At 66.6% G+C, this 15,586-nt stretch carries 13 protein-coding genes and 2 tRNA genes; 7 read left to right on the forward strand and 8 right to left on the reverse strand.

All coding sequences use genetic code 11. The features are described from left to right. Positions 1-137 precede the first annotated feature (137 nt). The 4 genes from AAHM44_RS14055 (at position 138) to AAHM44_RS14070 (ending at position 3,642) form a co-directional block, all read left to right on the forward strand. A complete protein-coding gene (locus AAHM44_RS14055) occupies positions 138-2,396 on the forward strand; it encodes a histidine kinase dimerization/phospho-acceptor domain-containing protein (RefSeq protein ID WP_342250383.1) in 2,259 nt (752 codons plus the stop codon). Between the two features lies 1 nt (position 2,397). Beyond that, positions 2,398-3,414: a polysaccharide deacetylase family protein gene (locus tag AAHM44_RS14060; protein ID WP_269575089.1), complete on the forward strand. Its 1,017-nt coding sequence runs from the start codon at positions 2,398-2,400 to the stop codon at positions 3,412-3,414. A 25-nt stretch (positions 3,415-3,439) separates the two neighbouring features. Continuing rightward, a tRNA-Ile gene (locus AAHM44_RS14065) sits at positions 3,440-3,516 on the forward strand. Between the two features lie 49 nt (positions 3,517-3,565). Beyond that, positions 3,566-3,642: transfer RNA gene (locus tag AAHM44_RS14070), tRNA-Pro, on the forward strand. Between the two features lie 12 nt (positions 3,643-3,654). Here the strand turns inward: AAHM44_RS14070 and dctA are convergent. The 3 genes from dctA to AAHM44_RS14085 all read right to left on the reverse strand — a co-directional run bounded on the left by dctA (position 3,655) and on the right by AAHM44_RS14085 (position 6,924). Continuing rightward, positions 3,655-4,992 (reverse strand): C4-dicarboxylate transporter DctA, encoded by a 1,338-nt coding sequence (dctA, locus tag AAHM44_RS14075; RefSeq protein ID WP_342250384.1) that lies wholly within the window; start codon positions 4,990-4,992, stop codon positions 3,655-3,657. A 130-nt stretch (positions 4,993-5,122) separates the two neighbouring features. Then, positions 5,123-5,356: a hypothetical protein gene (locus AAHM44_RS14080; protein ID WP_269575091.1), complete on the reverse strand. Its 234-nt coding sequence runs from the start codon at positions 5,354-5,356 to the stop codon at positions 5,123-5,125. A 185-nt stretch (positions 5,357-5,541) separates the two neighbouring features. Then, entirely contained in the window at positions 5,542-6,924 is a 1,383-nt protein-coding gene (locus tag AAHM44_RS14085; protein ID WP_342250385.1) for a M20/M25/M40 family metallo-hydrolase, read from the reverse strand. Positions 6,925-7,240: 316 nt separating this feature from the next. On the opposite strand from AAHM44_RS14085, the gene ettA reads away from it, so the two are divergent. The 3 genes from ettA (at position 7,241) to AAHM44_RS14100 (ending at position 11,282) form a co-directional block, all read left to right on the forward strand. Beyond that, the gene (gene ettA / locus AAHM44_RS14090; RefSeq protein WP_184166778.1) at positions 7,241-8,920 is read left to right on the forward strand and encodes an energy-dependent translational throttle protein EttA; all 1,680 of its coding nucleotides are present in this window, start codon (positions 7,241-7,243) and stop codon (positions 8,918-8,920) included. Positions 8,921-8,925: 5 nt separating this feature from the next. Beyond that, the gene (locus tag AAHM44_RS14095; protein ID WP_269575093.1) at positions 8,926-9,372 is read left to right on the forward strand and encodes a GNAT family N-acetyltransferase; all 447 of its coding nucleotides are present in this window, start codon (positions 8,926-8,928) and stop codon (positions 9,370-9,372) included. A 140-nt stretch (positions 9,373-9,512) separates the two neighbouring features. Continuing rightward, positions 9,513-11,282: a methyl-accepting chemotaxis protein gene (locus AAHM44_RS14100; RefSeq protein WP_269575094.1), complete on the forward strand. Its 1,770-nt coding sequence runs from the start codon at positions 9,513-9,515 to the stop codon at positions 11,280-11,282. Between the two features lie 27 nt (positions 11,283-11,309). Here AAHM44_RS14100 and AAHM44_RS14105 read toward each other — a convergent pair whose 3' ends face one another. The 5 genes from AAHM44_RS14105 to AAHM44_RS14125 all read right to left on the reverse strand — a co-directional run bounded on the left by AAHM44_RS14105 (position 11,310) and on the right by AAHM44_RS14125 (position 15,568). Next, positions 11,310-12,107 (reverse strand): transporter, encoded by a 798-nt coding sequence (locus AAHM44_RS14105; RefSeq protein ID WP_269575095.1) that lies wholly within the window; start codon positions 12,105-12,107, stop codon positions 11,310-11,312. A 78-nt stretch (positions 12,108-12,185) separates the two neighbouring features. Beyond that, the gene (locus AAHM44_RS14110; RefSeq protein ID WP_269575096.1) at positions 12,186-12,569 is read right to left on the reverse strand and encodes a DoxX family protein; all 384 of its coding nucleotides are present in this window, start codon (positions 12,567-12,569) and stop codon (positions 12,186-12,188) included. A 115-nt stretch (positions 12,570-12,684) separates the two neighbouring features. Further along, on the reverse strand, positions 12,685-12,978 hold the full coding sequence (locus tag AAHM44_RS14115) for an acylphosphatase (RefSeq protein ID WP_269575097.1): 294 nt from the start codon (positions 12,976-12,978) through the stop codon (positions 12,685-12,687). A 91-nt stretch (positions 12,979-13,069) separates the two neighbouring features. Next, complete coding sequence (gene greB, locus AAHM44_RS14120) at positions 13,070-13,546, reverse strand: transcription elongation factor GreB (protein WP_269575098.1); 477 nt, start codon at positions 13,544-13,546, stop codon at positions 13,070-13,072. A gap of 15 nt (positions 13,547-13,561) precedes the next feature. Then, positions 13,562-15,568 (reverse strand): transglycosylase SLT domain-containing protein, encoded by a 2,007-nt coding sequence (locus tag AAHM44_RS14125; protein WP_269576439.1) that lies wholly within the window; start codon positions 15,566-15,568, stop codon positions 13,562-13,564. Positions 15,569-15,586: the final 18 nt, after the last annotated feature.

Raw genomic sequence — 15,586 nt, forward strand, 5'->3', positions numbered from 1 at the left:
AGACATAATATTATTACGCCGCAACGCAATTGTCCCACAATGCGACGTGCCGAAATGGACGGTTTCGAACGGGCGGCCGGCGCATTAAGGAATCGTTACGGCCCGCGTCGCGGTGCCGGGTAAAGGGTGAGCACGCGTTGCGCTTCGACGATACATTGGAGACGGTGCTCGCCTCGGACCTGAGCACGCCATATGGCGTCCAGTCCGCATGGCGACAGCTCGTCGACCTGATCGGTCGCCGTCGCGCCGTGGCCGGGCATCGCGCGATGAGCGTGCTGCGCTCGATCCGCGACTCGGTGCCTTTGCCGGTACGCGCTGCCAGTGGGCGTGCACTCGAATTCGCCGATCCCCCGCCGCCGCTCGTCCGCCTGTTCGCGCTCGACGAGCTGCAGGTCGCGCTGCCGGTGCTGCGCAGCGCCCGGATGAATTCCAGCGAATGGATCCAGCTTCTTCCCGAGCTCGCGCCGGCATCGCGCGCGGTCCTCCGCAATCGGCGTGACCTGAGCCCGGTAGTGCGCCGCGCGCTCGAGAGTTTCGGGCCGATCGATTTCGTGCTGCCGGACGAGACGGTGAAGGAAGTGCCGGTCGAGTTGCCGGAGCCTGAGCCGGAAGTGGCGGCGGATCCGGAGCCTGTGCTTGTCGAGGAAGCGGTCAGCGCGATCGCGATCGACTGGTCCGAGGTCGTCAACGGGCCGCCGGCCGAAGCGGCCTCGGCTGAAATCGACGACGAGCCTCTTGCGGACGCTGTAGAGCAGGTGGCCGAGCCCGAGCAGGCGTCCGAGGACGAGGCCGAAGACACGGCCCTTGTCTATTGGAGCGCCACTGCCCCGCAGCGCCTTCCGGCGCAGGAGGCGACCCTTGCCGCCTTGCTGGCGCGCCTGCCCGAGGCGACGCAGGCGGCCGAATCGGTACCCGCCGCCGTCGAAATCCTCGATGCGGAACTGGCCGAAGCGCCGGAGCCCGTCGCCGAGCAGGTGCCTGAACCGTTGGTCGAGCCCGAGCCTGTCGTCGCGGGCGGCGAGGATGAGGATTTCTCCTTCATTGCGCTTGCCGGTCTTGCGCCGTCGATGATTGCCGATGCTGCGCAAGCGGTAGAAGCGCCCTCGATTCCGGTCCGTGCGGTCCAATCCGGGACAGACGAGTCACCGCTTCCCGTCGAAGCGATTGCGCCACTGGAAGGCCGGGCGCAGGGTTCGGCGATGGAACATAGCGATGTCCTGGTCGCCGAAGTGCGGCAGATGGCGGCAGAAGCCGCGGGCGAGGATGACGGCACCTTCGAGATCGCCGATGTCGTCGCGAGGATCGATGCGTTCTGGCGCCATCGCGAGGAAGCCGGACCGCAGGAATTGCCGGCGCTTCGTCCTGCCGATGAATTCCGTTTCGAGACCGACGCCAAGGGCATGATCCGTTGGGTCGATGGTGTCAGCCGAGCGCCGCTTGTGGGCGTGTCGCTCGACAGTCAGTCCGTGCCGGGTGGCCCGGAAAGCTCGCGTGTCGATGGCGTTGCCGGCGGTGCCTTCCGCCGCCGTGCCGGCTTCTCCAATGCCCGCCTCTCGGTCGAGGGCGATTCGGATGCCGCGGGGGATTGGCTGATCTCGGCGATCCCGGTGTTCGATCCCTCCAACGGTCGTTTCACCGGCTATCGCGGCACGGCGCGCCGTCCGCGTGTCGATGAGCGTGCCGAGCCGCTGCGTCCGCTTGCCGGCCCGGCAATGCCCGCCGATTCCCTTCGCCAGCTGGTCCATGAGCTGCGTACGCCGACCAACGCGATCGCCGGTTTCGCCGAGATGATCGAGGCCCAGATGCTCGGGCCGGTCGGCGACGCCTATCGCGATCGTGCCCAGGTGATCCGTTCGCAGGCCCGCGAGCTGCTTGGCGCGATCGACGATCTCGATCTTGCCGCCCGTATCGACAGCGCCGCGCTGTCACTCGTGCCGGGCCAGATCGCGCTTCGCCCGGTGCTGGCAATGATCGTCGACGACCTTGCACCCCTTGCCGAATTGCGCGGCTCGGTGGTCGCGCTGCCGATCGCGGATCTCTCGGTCATGGGGGATCGCCGTGCGGTGGAGCGGTTGCTCGCCCGCCTGCTTGCCACGCTCGTCTCGGCGAGCGGGCAAGGCGAGCGGATCGGCGTGCATGTTGCGCCCGAGGGCAAGGACATGGTGGCGATCACGATCGATCGTCCGCAGGCTCTTGCCGATTATCCCGGCGATTCGGTGCTCGATATCGATGACGAGCGCGAGGATATCACGCTGCTCGGCACCGGCTTCGCGTTGCGGCTCGCCCGCAATCTCTCCCGCGAACTGGGAGGCGCCCTCGTCATCGGCCGGGAAAGCTTGACTTTGCGGCTTCCGGCCGCCGTAAACGAGCAGGTGGGCCAAGCGCATCTGAGCTGAAATGGGGAACGGGGACCAGCAGGGCAGCGGCTATCGCGTGCCTGCGCCCGTTCCGGATGCGCGCGTGCAGTGGCCGGACGATTTCGGCACCCGCTTCACCATCTTCGTCGACACCGAGGAAGAGTTTGACTGGGGGGCGCCGCTCAGCGCCGATGCGGATGGCACGCGCCATATGGCCGCCCTGCCGCCGGTGCATGCCCGGTTCGCGGCGGCGGGCGCTGCGCTAACCTATCTGATCGACTATCCGATCGCGACCTCGCCGCTCGCGATCGAGGTGTTGCGCGAAGTGATCCGTGACGGGCGTTCCGCGATCGGCACGCAGCTTCATCCCTGGGTCAATCCTCCGCATGTCGAGGACGTGAACGGGTTCAACAGCTTCACCGGCAATCTCCCGCTCGAGCTGCAGCGGGCCAAGCTGGTGGCGCTCACCGAAGCCGTGGAACGTGCAGCCGGGCGCCGGCCGCTTGTCTATCGTGCGGGGCGCTATGGGATCGGGCCGGATACGCCGGCGCTTCTGGCCGAGCTTGGCTATCGGATCGATAGCTCGATGCGCTCGGCCTATGATTATTCGGACGAGGGCGGTCCTGATTTCTCGGCGGTGCCGAATGATGCCTTCCGGATCGGTTCGCTGATCGAGCTGCCGTTCACCACGGTGTTCACCGGCCGAATGCGGCGGGGCGGGGCGGCGCTGCACCGCGGGCTGGGGCGGTTGCCGCATGGCATCGGCGTAGCGTCCCGGCTTGGGCTTCTCTCGCGTGTCGCGCTGACGCCCGAGGACATGCCGCTCGGCGAGGCCAAGGAAGCGATACGGGTCGCGGTGGGTGAGGGGCTGCGGCTGCTGAACTTCGCCTTCCATTCTCCATCGGTAGAGCCCGGTCATACGCCTTATGTCCGGACCGAAGCCGATCTGGCGGCGTTCCTGCGGTGGTGGGACGAGGTGCTGGCGCTGCTCGACAGGCTGGGGGTGCGCTCGGCATCTGTGGACGAGATTGTCGCGGCGGCTTGCAGGCCGGCCTGAGGTTCCGCTAGGGCCGTCTTGCTGGGGGCCTGTAGCTCAATTGGTTAGAGCTGGCCGCTCATAACGGCTAGGTTGCGGGTTCAAGTCCTGCCGGGCCCACCAGCAACTGCTTGCGTGCCCGGCCCCAAGGCCCTAGGGCCGCGATCCGCGTCGGGGAGTGGCGCAGTCTGGTAGCGCGCCTGCTTTGGGAGCAGGATGTCGCAGGTTCGAATCCTGTCTCCCCGACCATTTTTCCGGATTTCAGTCCGGATCCGTTTCGGCTGCGACCCGCGCCGGACCGCTGTCTGCCTTGCCGTCGAGCGCGCGCTGCAGCGCGTCGCGGTCGAGCCGGCCTTCCCAGCGCGCCACCACGATCGTCGCCACGGCGTTGCCGATGAAGTTGGTCAGGCTGCGGCATTCGCTCATGAAGCGGTCGACGCCGAGGATCAGCGCCATGCCTGCCACGGGGATCGAGGGCACGACCATCAGCGTCGCCGCCAGCGTCGCGAAGCCGGCGCCGGTGACGCCGGCTGCACCCTTGGAAGTGAGCATCGCGGTGCCGAGCAGGATCAGCTGTTCGCCCAGCGACAGGTGCACGCCCGTGGCCTGGGCGATGAACAGCGCGGCCAGCGTCATGTAGATGTTGGTGCCGTCGAGGTTGAACGAATAGCCGGCGGGCACGACCACGCCGACCACTTCCTTGTCGCAACCGGCGCGCTCGAGCTTGTCGATCAGCGCGGGCAGGGCGGCTTCGGAGGAGGAGGCGCCGAGGACGAGGAGGAGCTCGGCCTTGAGGTAGCGCAGCAGCTTGAGGATCGAGAAGCCCGCCAGCCAGCCGACGATGCCTAGGACGACGAGCACGAACAGCGCCGAGGTGGCATAGAAGGTCGCGACCAGGCCGCCGAGGTTCCACAGCGCGCCCAGGCCGTGCTTGCCGATGGTGAAGGCCATGGCGCCGAACGCGCCGACGGGCGCCGCACGCATCAGGATCGCGACAAGGCGGAACACGACGGTGCCGAGCTGCTCCACCAGGTCAACCAGCGGGCGGACGCGTTCGCCGAGCCCCGCCAGCGCCACGCCGAACAGGATGGCCACGAACAATACCTGCAGGATCGAGCCGCTCGTCAGCGCGGAGGCGAGGGTGGTGGGGATGATTGCGAGCAGGAAGCCCTGGACCGTCGTCTCGTGCGCCTGCTTCTCGAAGCCAATCACCTTGGCCTCGCTCAGACTGTGCGGATCGATATGCATGCTCGCCCCGGGCTGGACGAGATGGGCGACGATCAGGCCGAGGATCAGGGCCAGCGTGGAGAAGAACAGGAAATAGGCGAGGGCCTTGATCACCACCCGGCCGAGCGAGCCCAGCTCGCGGGCGCCGGCGATGCCGGTGACCAGGGTAAGGAAGATGACCGGCGCGATGATCATCTTGACCAGGTTGACGAAGGCGATGCCCAGCCACTCCAGCGATGCGCCGAATGCGGGCCAGATCGCGCCGACCAGCACGCCCGCCGCGATGGCGATCAGTACCTGGACATAGAGCATTTGCCACCAGCGCTGCGGCCTGGCTGGCTGTTCGGCAAAGCTGGTCGTGACTGCGCCCATTCTCAATCCTCCCCCCACATCCGCACCGGCATAGCGGAGCGCGCGATGGGCCCAAACGGAAAAGGACGCCCCCTTGCGGGAGCGTCCTTCTATCTCTCGGTCCGACCAGAGGCCGGGTGCCGAACAGAGATCAGTGGGCGTTCGCCTCGGCGGCGTCGGCCTTGTTCTCTTCCACGTTCGCGGCGTTCTCGAGAACGGCCTCGGCAGCGGCGTTGGTGGTGTTGTCGGCAGCGGCCTCATAGGCAGCGGCGTTCGCAGCAGCGTCCGCAGCGACGTTCTCGGCGGTGGTGTTGGTGGTGGCGCCACCGCAAGCCGCGAGCGACATCAGGCCGGCGGTCGCAGCAACAATGAGGATCTTCTTCATGTGGTGCTCCTAAAGGAACTCAAACGTTTCGCATCCGGCCCGATTAGCCGTCGCGAACCGTTGGCATAGCGGTCGTTGCGTTTGCGTCAATCGCAAATTCACCCACTGGCAAAATTTAGGACATTTTTTTGCCTAAATCTTGCCAGTTAGCGGCCATCAATGAGTGGGCCCGCCATTCGGTTCCCTCACTCGCCCTCACCCTTGGGGATCGGGCCGATATCCTCGGGAGCGTTGGCGGTCACCGCGAGCATCGCGGTCCAGGCTGCCACATTCTGGCGCAGCTGCACCGGATCGATCTTGTCGAGCGTGTCGTCGGGCGTGTGGTGATAATCGAAATAGCGCAGGCCCGACTGGGAAAGATCGACCACGCCGACACCGGTATTGATTACCGGCCCGACATCGGTGCCGCCATGCGCGGTGCCGCGTCCGCGCGAGATGCCGAGCGGCGCAAGCACGGTGGCGAGGCGATCGGCGATCGACTTGGCGCCCGCGGGCAGGTTTACCTCGAATTTCCAGACGCGGTCGGCGCCGAAATCCGATTCCTGCGCCAGGACATGGCGCTCGTTCGCATGCGCCTTGGCATAGGCCGCGCCGCCAAAGCCACCCGGTTCCTCCGCGCCGAACCAGACGACCCGGATCGTACGCTTCGGCTGGCCGGCGTCCATGATCCGCTTGGCGGCGGCAGTGGTGATCGCCACGCCCGAGGCATCGTCAATGGCGCCGGTGCCAAGATCCCAGCTGTCGAGATGGCCGCCGATCAGGATGATCCCGGCCGAAGGATCGCTGCCCGGAACATCGGCGATGACGTTGCCCGATTCGGCCTCACCCTTCATGCCCGCGGTGATCTGCACGCGCAGTTTCACCGGCCCGCGCTTGAGCAGCCGCTCGAGTTGATCGGAATCCGGGAGGCTGAGGGCGGCGGCGCCGATGGGATTCACACCTGCGGCCCAGCTTGTCACGCCGGTGTGCGGATTCCGATGATAATCGGTGCCAATCGAGCGGATCAGGATCGCCGCGGCGCCCTTGCTCGCCGCAATGCTCGGCCCCGCGCGGCGGGCGCCGCCGAAATAGCCGTATTGCGAGCCATCCTGCGTCGGCGTCATCGAATTGCCGACATAGACGATCTTGCCCTTCACCGCCGCGGCAGGCGCCGCCTGGAGATCGGCGAGCGTGGCAAAGGCGACGACTTCGGCCTCGATCGGCTTCGGACCCGTCGAGCCCGAATTGCCGAGCGCCGCGATGGCGAGCTTCTGCGCGGCGCCGCCCAGCACTTCGGCGGTCTCGATCCCGCGCTCCCACAGCGGCATCTTGTACGTCTCGATATGGACGTTCTTGAAGCCGAGCGCCGTGAGCTTCTTCACCGCCCAGGCACGCGCCCGCGCCTCGGCCTCGGTCGCGGCGAGGCGCTGGCCGACTTCGGTGGTAAGCCCCTCGGTGATCTCCCAGGCGAGATTGTCGCTCAAGGCGGCGTCGCGCAGCGCCACGGGATCGTGCGCGGCGCTCTGGGCCAGAGCGGGGAAGGGCAGGGCGAGGGCGGCGACGGCCGCGAGCAGGGTGCGCTTGGTCATGGCCGGCGACGCTAACCGCCCCCGAAACATTCGGCAATGCGCCGACGGTTTCCACGGCATTTCCGATGCCGTCACGGGCCGATATTCAACCAGCTGGTTGACCAATTCGTTGAATCCCTTGAATCGTTTACACGTGCGGCCGGCACGCAACCTGATCGGTTGAATCAGTGCCGCCGCTGCCCGCCGGAGGGCAGCAGAGGATATCCTACATTGCAAGCGGGGCGTTCCGACGCGCCCGCGTTGCCAATTGACCGTCCGCTCGCTACATCGCCGCCAAACTTCCTGCATATCCAGACCTGCGAACGGAGACCGCCACGTGGCCGCCCAATACGCCTTCGTCATGAAGGACATGACCAAGACCTTCCCCGGCGCTCCCAAGCCGGTGCTCAACAACATCAACCTGCAATTCTACCAGGGTGCCAAGATCGGCATCGTCGGCCCGAACGGCGCCGGCAAGTCGACCCTGATGAAGATCATGGCAGGCATCGACAAGGACTTCTCGGGCGAGGCCTGGCCGGGTGAGAACATCACCGTCGGCTACCTGCCGCAGGAGCCCGAGCTCGATCCGACGAAGAACGTGCTCGAGAACGTCAAGGACGGCGCCCGCGAAGTCGCCGACATGGTCGATCGCTTCAACGCGATCTCGGCCGAGATGGGCGATCCCAAGGACGACACCGATTTCGACGCCCTGATGGAAGAGATGGGCACGCTCCAGGAGAAGATCGACGCGGTCGACGGCTGGACGCTCGACAACCAGCTCGAGATCGCGATGGAAGCGCTGCGCTGCCCGCCGTCGGACTGGGAAGTCGCCAACCTTTCGGGCGGTGAGAAGCGCCGCATCGCGCTTACCCGCCTGCTGATCCAGAAGCCGTCGATCCTGCTGCTCGACGAACCGACCAACCATCTCGACGCCGAGAGCGTCGAGTGGCTGGAAAACCACCTCAAGGAATATGCCGGCGCGGTGCTGATGATCACCCACGACCGCTACTTCCTGGACAATGTCGTCGGCTGGATCCTGGAAATCGACCGCGGCAAGTACTTCCCGTACGAGGGCAACTACTCGACCTATCTTGAGAAGAAGGCCAAGCGTCTCGAGCAGGAGGACCGCGAGGAGTCCGGTCGCCAGAAGGCGATCAAGGACGAGCTCGAGTGGATCCGCCAGGGCCCGAAGGGTCGCCAGACCAAGTCGAAGGCGCGTATCGCCAAGTTCGACCAGCTGGTCGAAGCGCAGCAGAACCGCGCGCCCGGCAAGGCCCAGATCGTCATCCAGGTGCCCGAGCGCCTGGGCGGCAAGGTGATCGAAGTGGAGAACATCTCCAAGGCGTACGGCGACAAGCTGCTGTTCGAGAACCTCTCGTTCACGCTGCCCGCCGGCGGCATCGTCGGCGTGATCGGCCCGAACGGCGCCGGCAAGTCGACGCTGTTCAAGATGATCACCGGCCAGGAGACCCCGGACACCGGCACCATCGAGATGGGCTCGACCGTGCGCCTGGGCTATGTCGACCAGAGCCGCGATCACCTCGACCCGACCAAGAATGTCTGGGAAGAGATCTCGGACGGCCTGGATTACATGAAGGTCAACGGCCACGACGCCTCGACCCGTGCCTATGTGGGTGCCTTCAACTTCAAGGGCGCCGACCAGCAGAAGAATGTCGGCAAGCTGTCGGGCGGTGAGCGCAACCGCGTCAACATCGCCAAGATGCTCAAGAAGGGCGGCAACGTGCTGCTGCTCGACGAACCGACCAACGATCTCGACGTCGAAACGCTGGGCGCGCTGGAAGAGGCTATCGAGAATTTCGCGGGCTGCGCCGTGGTCATCAGCCACGATCGCTTCTTCCTCGATCGTCTCGCCACGCACATCCTCGCCTTCGAAGGCAACAGCCATGTCGAATGGTTCGAGGGCAATTTCGAAGCCTATGAGGAAGACAAGCGCCGTCGCCTGGGCGATGCCGCCGATCGTCCGACCGCACTGGCCTACAAGAAGCTGACGCGCTGATCGGCGTGCCGATCACTTATGAACGCTTCGAGGGCGCGGTGGCAGATGCCGCCGCGCCCTTGCTGCATCTGTGCCATGCGGTCTTCCCCGATTTCACGGATGGGTATCTGCTCGACCGGCTGGCGCGGCTGGAGGACCCGCTGCTCTGGCTGGCGATCGAGAATGGCAGCTGGAAGGGGTTCAAGCTCAGCTATCGGCGCGGCGATGCGCTGCTCTACAGCTGGCTGGGCGGCGTGGTGCCCGAATTGCGGGGGCGGGGCGTGGCTTCCGAGCTGATGCGACGGCAGCATGCGGATGCCGCCATGCTCGGCTATCGCTTCGCCGAGACCCGTACCCGGGCGGCGAACAATCCGATGATCCTGCTCAATCTGCGTCACGGATTCCAGATTGCCGGCTTCGAAAACGACACGAACGGCATGCCGGTAGTGATCCAGCGCAAGCCGTTGCGTTAATACGTAAAATACGGATTTTCCGGAGGTTGCACGACCGGCGAAGGCCCGGATTTCTCGTTTCAGAAATGTTTCGCAACAGAGCTAGAGCCGTAAGGATTCCTATAAATTCCGAGAAACATCTTATTTTTCGGAGTTCAACCATGACGTTGAAGCAGAAGCTGCTTTCCGCACTGGTGATGCTGGGGGTCGTGCTCGGCGCCGTCATCGCAGGCTTTTCCTGGTCCGCGGCCACCAGCCGCCAGGCGCTGCACACGGTGCTTGCGGACCGCGTGATCCCGCTGAAGGACCTCAAGCTCGTCGCGGACAGCTATGCGGTGCACATCGTCGATGCGGCGCACAAGGCGCGCAACGGCAATATCAGCTACGCGCAGGCACTGGAGAATATCCAGAAGGGCAAGACCGATCTCGATGCGGCCTGGAAGCGCTATGCCGCGACCGATGCGACGCCCGACGAGGAAGCGCTGGCCAAGCAGGCCGAAGACGCCATGGCAAAGGCGAATGACGGCATCGGCCGGCTGGAAGCGATGCTGCGTGCCGGCGATCGTGAAGGGATCGACAAGTTCGTCGCCACCGAACTCTATACCGATGTCGATCCGGTCTCGGATACCGTCGGCAAGCTGGTTACCATGCAGATCAGCATCGCCAGCGACGTGACCACCGATGCGCTGGGCTGGGCCAATGTCGCCACCGGCATCGTGGTCGCGCTGGGCCTGATTGCGCTCGCGGTGCTGGGCGGCGCCTTCTACATGGTCACCCGCAAGGTGGTGGCGCCGATCAAGGGCCTGGCCGAGGTGATCCATGGCATGGCGCGCTCCAGCGGGACGACCCAGGTGCCGCATACCGACCAGGCTGACGAGATCGGCGATATCGCCCGTGCGGTCGATGCCTATCTCGAATCGGTGATCGCCAAGGAGCGCGACGCGGCGGCTGCCGCCGCGGAGACGCAGCGCATCGTCACCACGGCGCTGAGCCAGGGGCTGTCGGCGCTGGCCGAAGGCGACCTGACCGAGGAAATCCGCGTGGCCTTCCCGGAGAGCTATGCGACGCTCAAGACCAACTTCAACAGCGCGCTGACCGCGCTGCGCACGCTGATCGCCACGGTCAACGAAGGCGCGGCGGCGATTCAGACCGGCTCGCACGAGATCGCCCAGGCTTCGGAAGACCTGGCGCGACGGACCGAAGGCAATGCCGCCAGCCTCGAGGAAACCTCGGCTGCGCTCAGCCAGATGGACGAGCGGCTGCGCGGCACCGCCCGGGCGGCGAACGAGACGGTGCGCAGCGCCGATGAGGCGATCCGCGTGGTCGGTGATGGCCGCTCGCTCGCCGAGCAGGCAGTCACGGCGATGGGCCGGGTCAGCGAAAGCGCCCGCGGCATCGACGACGTGATCGAGGGCCTCGACAAGATCGCGTTCCAGACGCGGGTGCTCGCGATGAACGCCGCGGTGGAAGCCGGGCGCGCCGGCGAGGCCGGTCGTGGCTTCGCGGTGGTCGCCGACCTGGTCTCGGCGCTGGCGATGCGGGCGGAAGAAGAAGCCAAGCGCGCCCGCGAACAGCTGACCCTGACCCAGGACGAGGTCAGCACGGCGGTCGATGCGGTGCAGCGCATGGACACGGCGCTGGAGGCGATTTCGGGCGGCGTGGGCGCGGTCCACAAGCTGCTCGACGCCATGGCGGCGGACAACCAAGCCCAGTCGACCGCGATCACCCAGATCGTTACCGCGGTGAACGAGATGGACCAGTCGACCCAGCAGAATGCGGCGATGGTCGAAGAGACTTCGGCTGCCTCGCGCAACCTGGCCGAGGAAGTCGGCAACCTGGCCGAACAGGCCGGTCGCTTCCGCACCGGGGACGGTGCTTCGGCTTCCGCGCCGCGCGGCAAGGTGGTCCAGCTCCACAGCGTGGCTGCCTGAGGATCCACCCGGGGGATCGTTCGCCGCCTAGAAGCGGCGGGCGATCCCCATATAGAGTTCGGCATCCGGGCTGGCATGGTTGAGCCCGGCGACGGCGCCGATGTCGAACTGCAGGTTCGAGCGGGGCTGCCAGGCGAAGGACAGGCTGGCGAGCGCCTGGGTGGCGTGGCCGGCGGCGTCCTCGTCGCGGATCGCCTGGAATTCGAGCGCGCTGGTCAGCGACTTTGCCAGCGTGGCGCTGATGCCGGCCGCGCTGCCATAGGCGAGATGGCGGCCATGCCGGTCGCTGTCGACCGCGGCATCGACTTCGGGGGTAAGCGAGAGGCTCAGCGTGTCGTTCAGGCTGTAGCTGAGCGGCACCACCAGGCCGGCCCCCCAGTCGCCCGCGCCGATCGTCGCGCCGCCCGTCGGCAGGCTGGCATAGGGCATGATGGCGGCGGCGAAGCCCGAACCGTCGGGATGCGAGAGATTGTGGCGGACGGCGAGGGTGGTGTCGCCCACGCCGCTACCGTGGGTGACGGTGCCGGCGATGCGATCATGGGTGCGCACGGTGCCGAGCGCGGTCCAGCCGAGCTGGACTTCGGTGTTCGAGGTGACGCCGTAGCGGAGCAGCAGGTCGCCGAAGGTGAAACTGTCGGTGCGCTGGCTCGCGTCGCGGTCGAGCGACCAGTCGGCCAGGCCGCTCTCGACGATCAGATGCCCCTGGTCGACGGTGCAGGCGGGCGTGTCGAGGCCGGGCCGGTCCGGGCAGAGCGGGCGCAGGTCCTGCGCATGGGCGGCAGTGGCGGCGAGCAGGGCAGCGGCGAGACTCATCGGAAGGCGCATGGGAGGTCCATAGCGCCTTCCTTGAGAGAAGTGGACACCGGCCGTGGCAATCGTCCTGCACGGCCGGCCCTGGACGGATCAGCCCTTCTTGGCGGTCAGCGCGTCCACGCTCCACGAACCGCCGCCGGCGGCCGCGAAGAACAGGAAGATGAAGCAGTAGAGCATGATCGCCTCGCCGCCGTTCACCGCCGGGAAGAAGCCCTGCGGCGCGTGGACGAGGAAATAGCCGACCGCGCACATGCCGGAAGCGATGAACGCCACCGGACGGGTGAACAGGCCGATCAGCAGCAGCGCGCCGCCGACCAGCTCGATCACGCCGGCCGCGGTGAGCAGGCCGTTGAGCGGATAGGGGAAGGGGGGCACGCCGAAGAACTTGGAAAGGCCATGCTGCAGGAAGCCGAGACCGGCGACGATGCGCAGGACGCTCAGCAGCTTGTCGGACCAGCTTGCGGGAATGGGCATGAGGTTTTCTCCTCGACCGGCGCGCGTCCTTGCGAGCCGTTTCGAGGCTGAAATGTTTCACTTCATGTCCGAACGGTCAACCGACGCCCGGGAAACCATCCGTTTCCGAAGTGGCTCAGGCCGTGAAGCGCTTGGTGAAGCCCTTGGCGTGCTTGTCCTCCGCCGCCTGGAAGGCCTCGACATGATCGACGACCGCCAGGGGCGGCCCTTCGCGACAGGCTTCGGTAAGCGAGGTCAGCGCCTCGTCATCGCCCTCGGCGAGCAACTCGACCCGCCCGTCCTTGAGATTGCGGACCCAGCCCTTCACGCCGAGCAGCTTGGCGGTACGCACCGCCCAGTCGCGATAGCCCACGCGCTGCACGCGGCCCGACACATAGATACGCTGTGCCGTCATATATCCCCAGCTCATTATTTTACCCGGCCGCAACCCTTCGGCCTGATTGCACTTGTATCAACTTGCAGATTCGAGGGAATCCTTGGGCGCGGCGACTCGTCGCGCCTTAGGGGTAAGTGATCGCAATCACTTCATATTCGCGCTCGCCGGCGGGCAGGCTGACCCGGCGGAGGTCGCCGATCCCGGCGCCGCGCAGGGCACGGGCGAGCGGAGCGTTCCAGCCGACCAGCCCCCTGGCGGCATCGGCCTCGTCATCGCCGACCAGGGTGAGGGTGCGGTGGTTGTCGTCCTCGTCGGCGATCGTGACGGTGGCGCCGAAATAGGCGCGGCTCTTGTCTTCCTGCTGCGCCGGATCGACGACCTTGGCCGCCTTCATCCGCTTCGACAGCCAGCCGAGCCGCCGGTCGATCTCGCGCAGGCGCTTGCGGCCGTAGATATAGTCGCCATTCTCCGAGCGGTCGCCGTTGCCGGCGGCCCAGGAGATGGTCTCGACCAGGGCGGGGCGCTCGGTGGCGAAGAGCTGCTCATACTCGGCCCGCAGCGTCGCATAGCCGGCGGGGGTGATGTAGTTGGGGCGGTCCATCGTCCGCCCGGACTATCAGCCCGGCTTGTTCTTGCCCAGATACCAGCTGGTGTTCGCCGGCCCGCGCGAGCGCGAGCGCTCGGGGTTGAGCAGGTCGTAGACCACGGCGTTCTCGATCACGCGCTGGACGTAGTTCTTCGTCTCGAAGATCGGGATCTGCTCGATCCACTGGACAATGTCACCGCCGGGCAGGCGGGGGTCGCCATTGGCGCGGATCCACTTGTTCACATTGCCCGGGCCGGCGTTGTAGGCCGCGATCGCCAGCGGATAGCTGCCGTAGAGATTGTACATCCGCTGGAAATAGGTCGAGCCGAGCTGGATGTTGTAGTCGGTATCGGAATTGAGCGTGCCGGGGCTGTAGCTCATGCCCAGCTTGGTCGAGACCTCGCGGGCCGTGCCCGGCATCAGCTGCATCAGCCCGCGCGCGCCGGCATGGCTGACCGCGTCGCGATCGAACTGGCTTTCCTGGCGCGCGATGGCGTGGACGATCGTCCAGTAATCCTGCTGCGATGCCGGCACCGCCACGGTCGGGTAGCCCGCCGCGGTATAGTCCGACAGGCCGTTCTGCAGCGCGCTCTTGCCGACCAGCACGCCCAGGTCCGGGCGGCCGATCGCGCGGCTCAGCTCGGCGGCGAGGATATGGTCGCTGTCAGAAGTCGCATCATTGGCGATCTGGCGGATGAACAGGCCCTGGTCCTGGCGATTGCCCATCGTGCCGAGCAGCTGTGCGGCGCGCACCGTCTCCTTCTTGAAGAAGGCATCGCGCACCGCCGGATCGCCGACCCGTGCGTTGAAATCGGGCGGGCGCTTGAGCGGATTGCCGAGCCGCTCGGTGGCGAGCTGGCCATAGAAGACGTCGGGGAAGCCGGCGGCCTGGGTGTAGAACCTGGTCGCCCCGGTCTGGTCGCCAGAGGCTTCGGCGGCGCGGCCGGCCCAGTAGAAGCCCTTGGACTGGGTTGTCGGCGTCTTCGAGCCATGGCCATAGCGATCGAACATGCCGACCGCGTCGCGGCTGCGGCCGAGATTGTTGAACGCCACGGTGCCCGCCAGCCAGGTGAGGCTGGTATAGTCGTCGCGCTCGCCGAGCGGCTGGGCGCTGATATCGGTGCCCGCCGGGAACGCGTCATCGACCTGGCTGGCGATCTGATAGGCGAGGCTGAACTGCCCATCCGACTGGGCGCCGCGCGCCGCGGTAAGCAGCACTTCCATCCACTCCTCGGCGTCGCCGGGCGTGGAAGCGAGCTGGCGCGGCTGGGCGAGATAGGCGCGCATCGCCGGGCTCTGGCCGGTATCGCGCAACCACATCGCGCGATCGGCGATGAAGCCGGGATTGGTGCGGCCGAGCGCAAGCGCGTTCGAGCCCTTCACATCGGCATCCGCCGCCTTGGTGCGGAAGGCGATGCGGGCATCGAAGACCGGACGCATCGCCGGCGAGACATAGGCGAGCTGGCGCTGCGCCGCGCTGAGCGAGCCTGCCCAGAGCAGCCGGTCCATACGCGCATCATGATCCGGCGGGGTGAGCGCGGCCGAGAAGCCGGCGAGCAGCGCGGTTTCGTCGCGCGGGCGCAGCACGCCGTGACGCCAGGCCTGGCGTGCCTGCTGCTCGGCCTCGGCGCGCTTGCCGGAGGCCGCGAGCGCTTCGGCATAGCGGATTCGGCCGGCGGCGGTCAGCGGCGGGAAGCGCTCGAAGAAGCGGATGACGAGGCCAGGAGCCCATGTGCCGCTTTCCAGCACGGTCTCGGCAGCGGCGCGGCGACTCTTCTCGCCGGGCCAGCCGGGATGCATGAGCAGGAAGTTGGCATAGTCGGAAAAGGGATAATTGTCCGACTGCTGCAGGCGCTTCCATTCGATCAGCGCGTCGCCGAGCTGATCTGCCTGGATATAGGGCGGGGGCACGCGGGGAACGCCGGCTTCGAGCGCCACCTTGTACCACTGGATCTGTTCCTGCGTGAGCTGCGACGAGACGGCGAGCCCGGAAACGCCCGCGAACAGCAACGCACTTTTGAGCAGCGGAGCAAGCATACTGGACATGATACGCGT

The sequence above is a fragment of the Sphingomonas sp. OTU376 genome (genome assembly GCF_038440415.1).
GTDB classification, from domain to species: Bacteria; Pseudomonadota; Alphaproteobacteria; order Sphingomonadales; family Sphingomonadaceae; genus Sphingomonas; species Sphingomonas kyeonggiensis_A.

Excerpts from the sequence above, each read along its gene's own strand:
- AAHM44_RS14060 (WP_269575089.1), top strand. The coding sequence starts at position 2,398 with ATGGGGAACGGGGACCAGCAGGGCAGCGGCTATCGCGTGCCTGCGCCC.
- dctA (WP_342250384.1), bottom strand. The coding sequence starts at position 4,992 with ATGGGCGCAGTCACGACCAGCTTTGCCGAACAGCCAGCCAGGCCGCAG.
- AAHM44_RS14080 (WP_269575091.1), bottom strand. The coding sequence starts at position 5,356 with ATGAAGAAGATCCTCATTGTTGCTGCGACCGCCGGCCTGATGTCGCTC.
- AAHM44_RS14085 (WP_342250385.1), bottom strand. The coding sequence starts at position 6,924 with ATGACCAAGCGCACCCTGCTCGCGGCCGTCGCCGCCCTCGCCCTGCCC.
- AAHM44_RS14100 (WP_269575094.1), top strand. The coding sequence starts at position 9,513 with ATGACGTTGAAGCAGAAGCTGCTTTCCGCACTGGTGATGCTGGGGGTC.
- AAHM44_RS14105 (WP_269575095.1), bottom strand. The coding sequence starts at position 12,107 with ATGCGCCTTCCGATGAGTCTCGCCGCTGCCCTGCTCGCCGCCACTGCC.
- AAHM44_RS14110 (WP_269575096.1), bottom strand. The coding sequence starts at position 12,569 with ATGCCCATTCCCGCAAGCTGGTCCGACAAGCTGCTGAGCGTCCTGCGC.
- AAHM44_RS14115 (WP_269575097.1), bottom strand. The coding sequence starts at position 12,978 with ATGAGCTGGGGATATATGACGGCACAGCGTATCTATGTGTCGGGCCGC.
- greB (WP_269575098.1), bottom strand. The coding sequence starts at position 13,546 with ATGGACCGCCCCAACTACATCACCCCCGCCGGCTATGCGACGCTGCGG.
- AAHM44_RS14125 (WP_269576439.1), bottom strand. The coding sequence starts at position 15,568 with ATGCTTGCTCCGCTGCTCAAAAGTGCGTTGCTGTTCGCGGGCGTTTCC.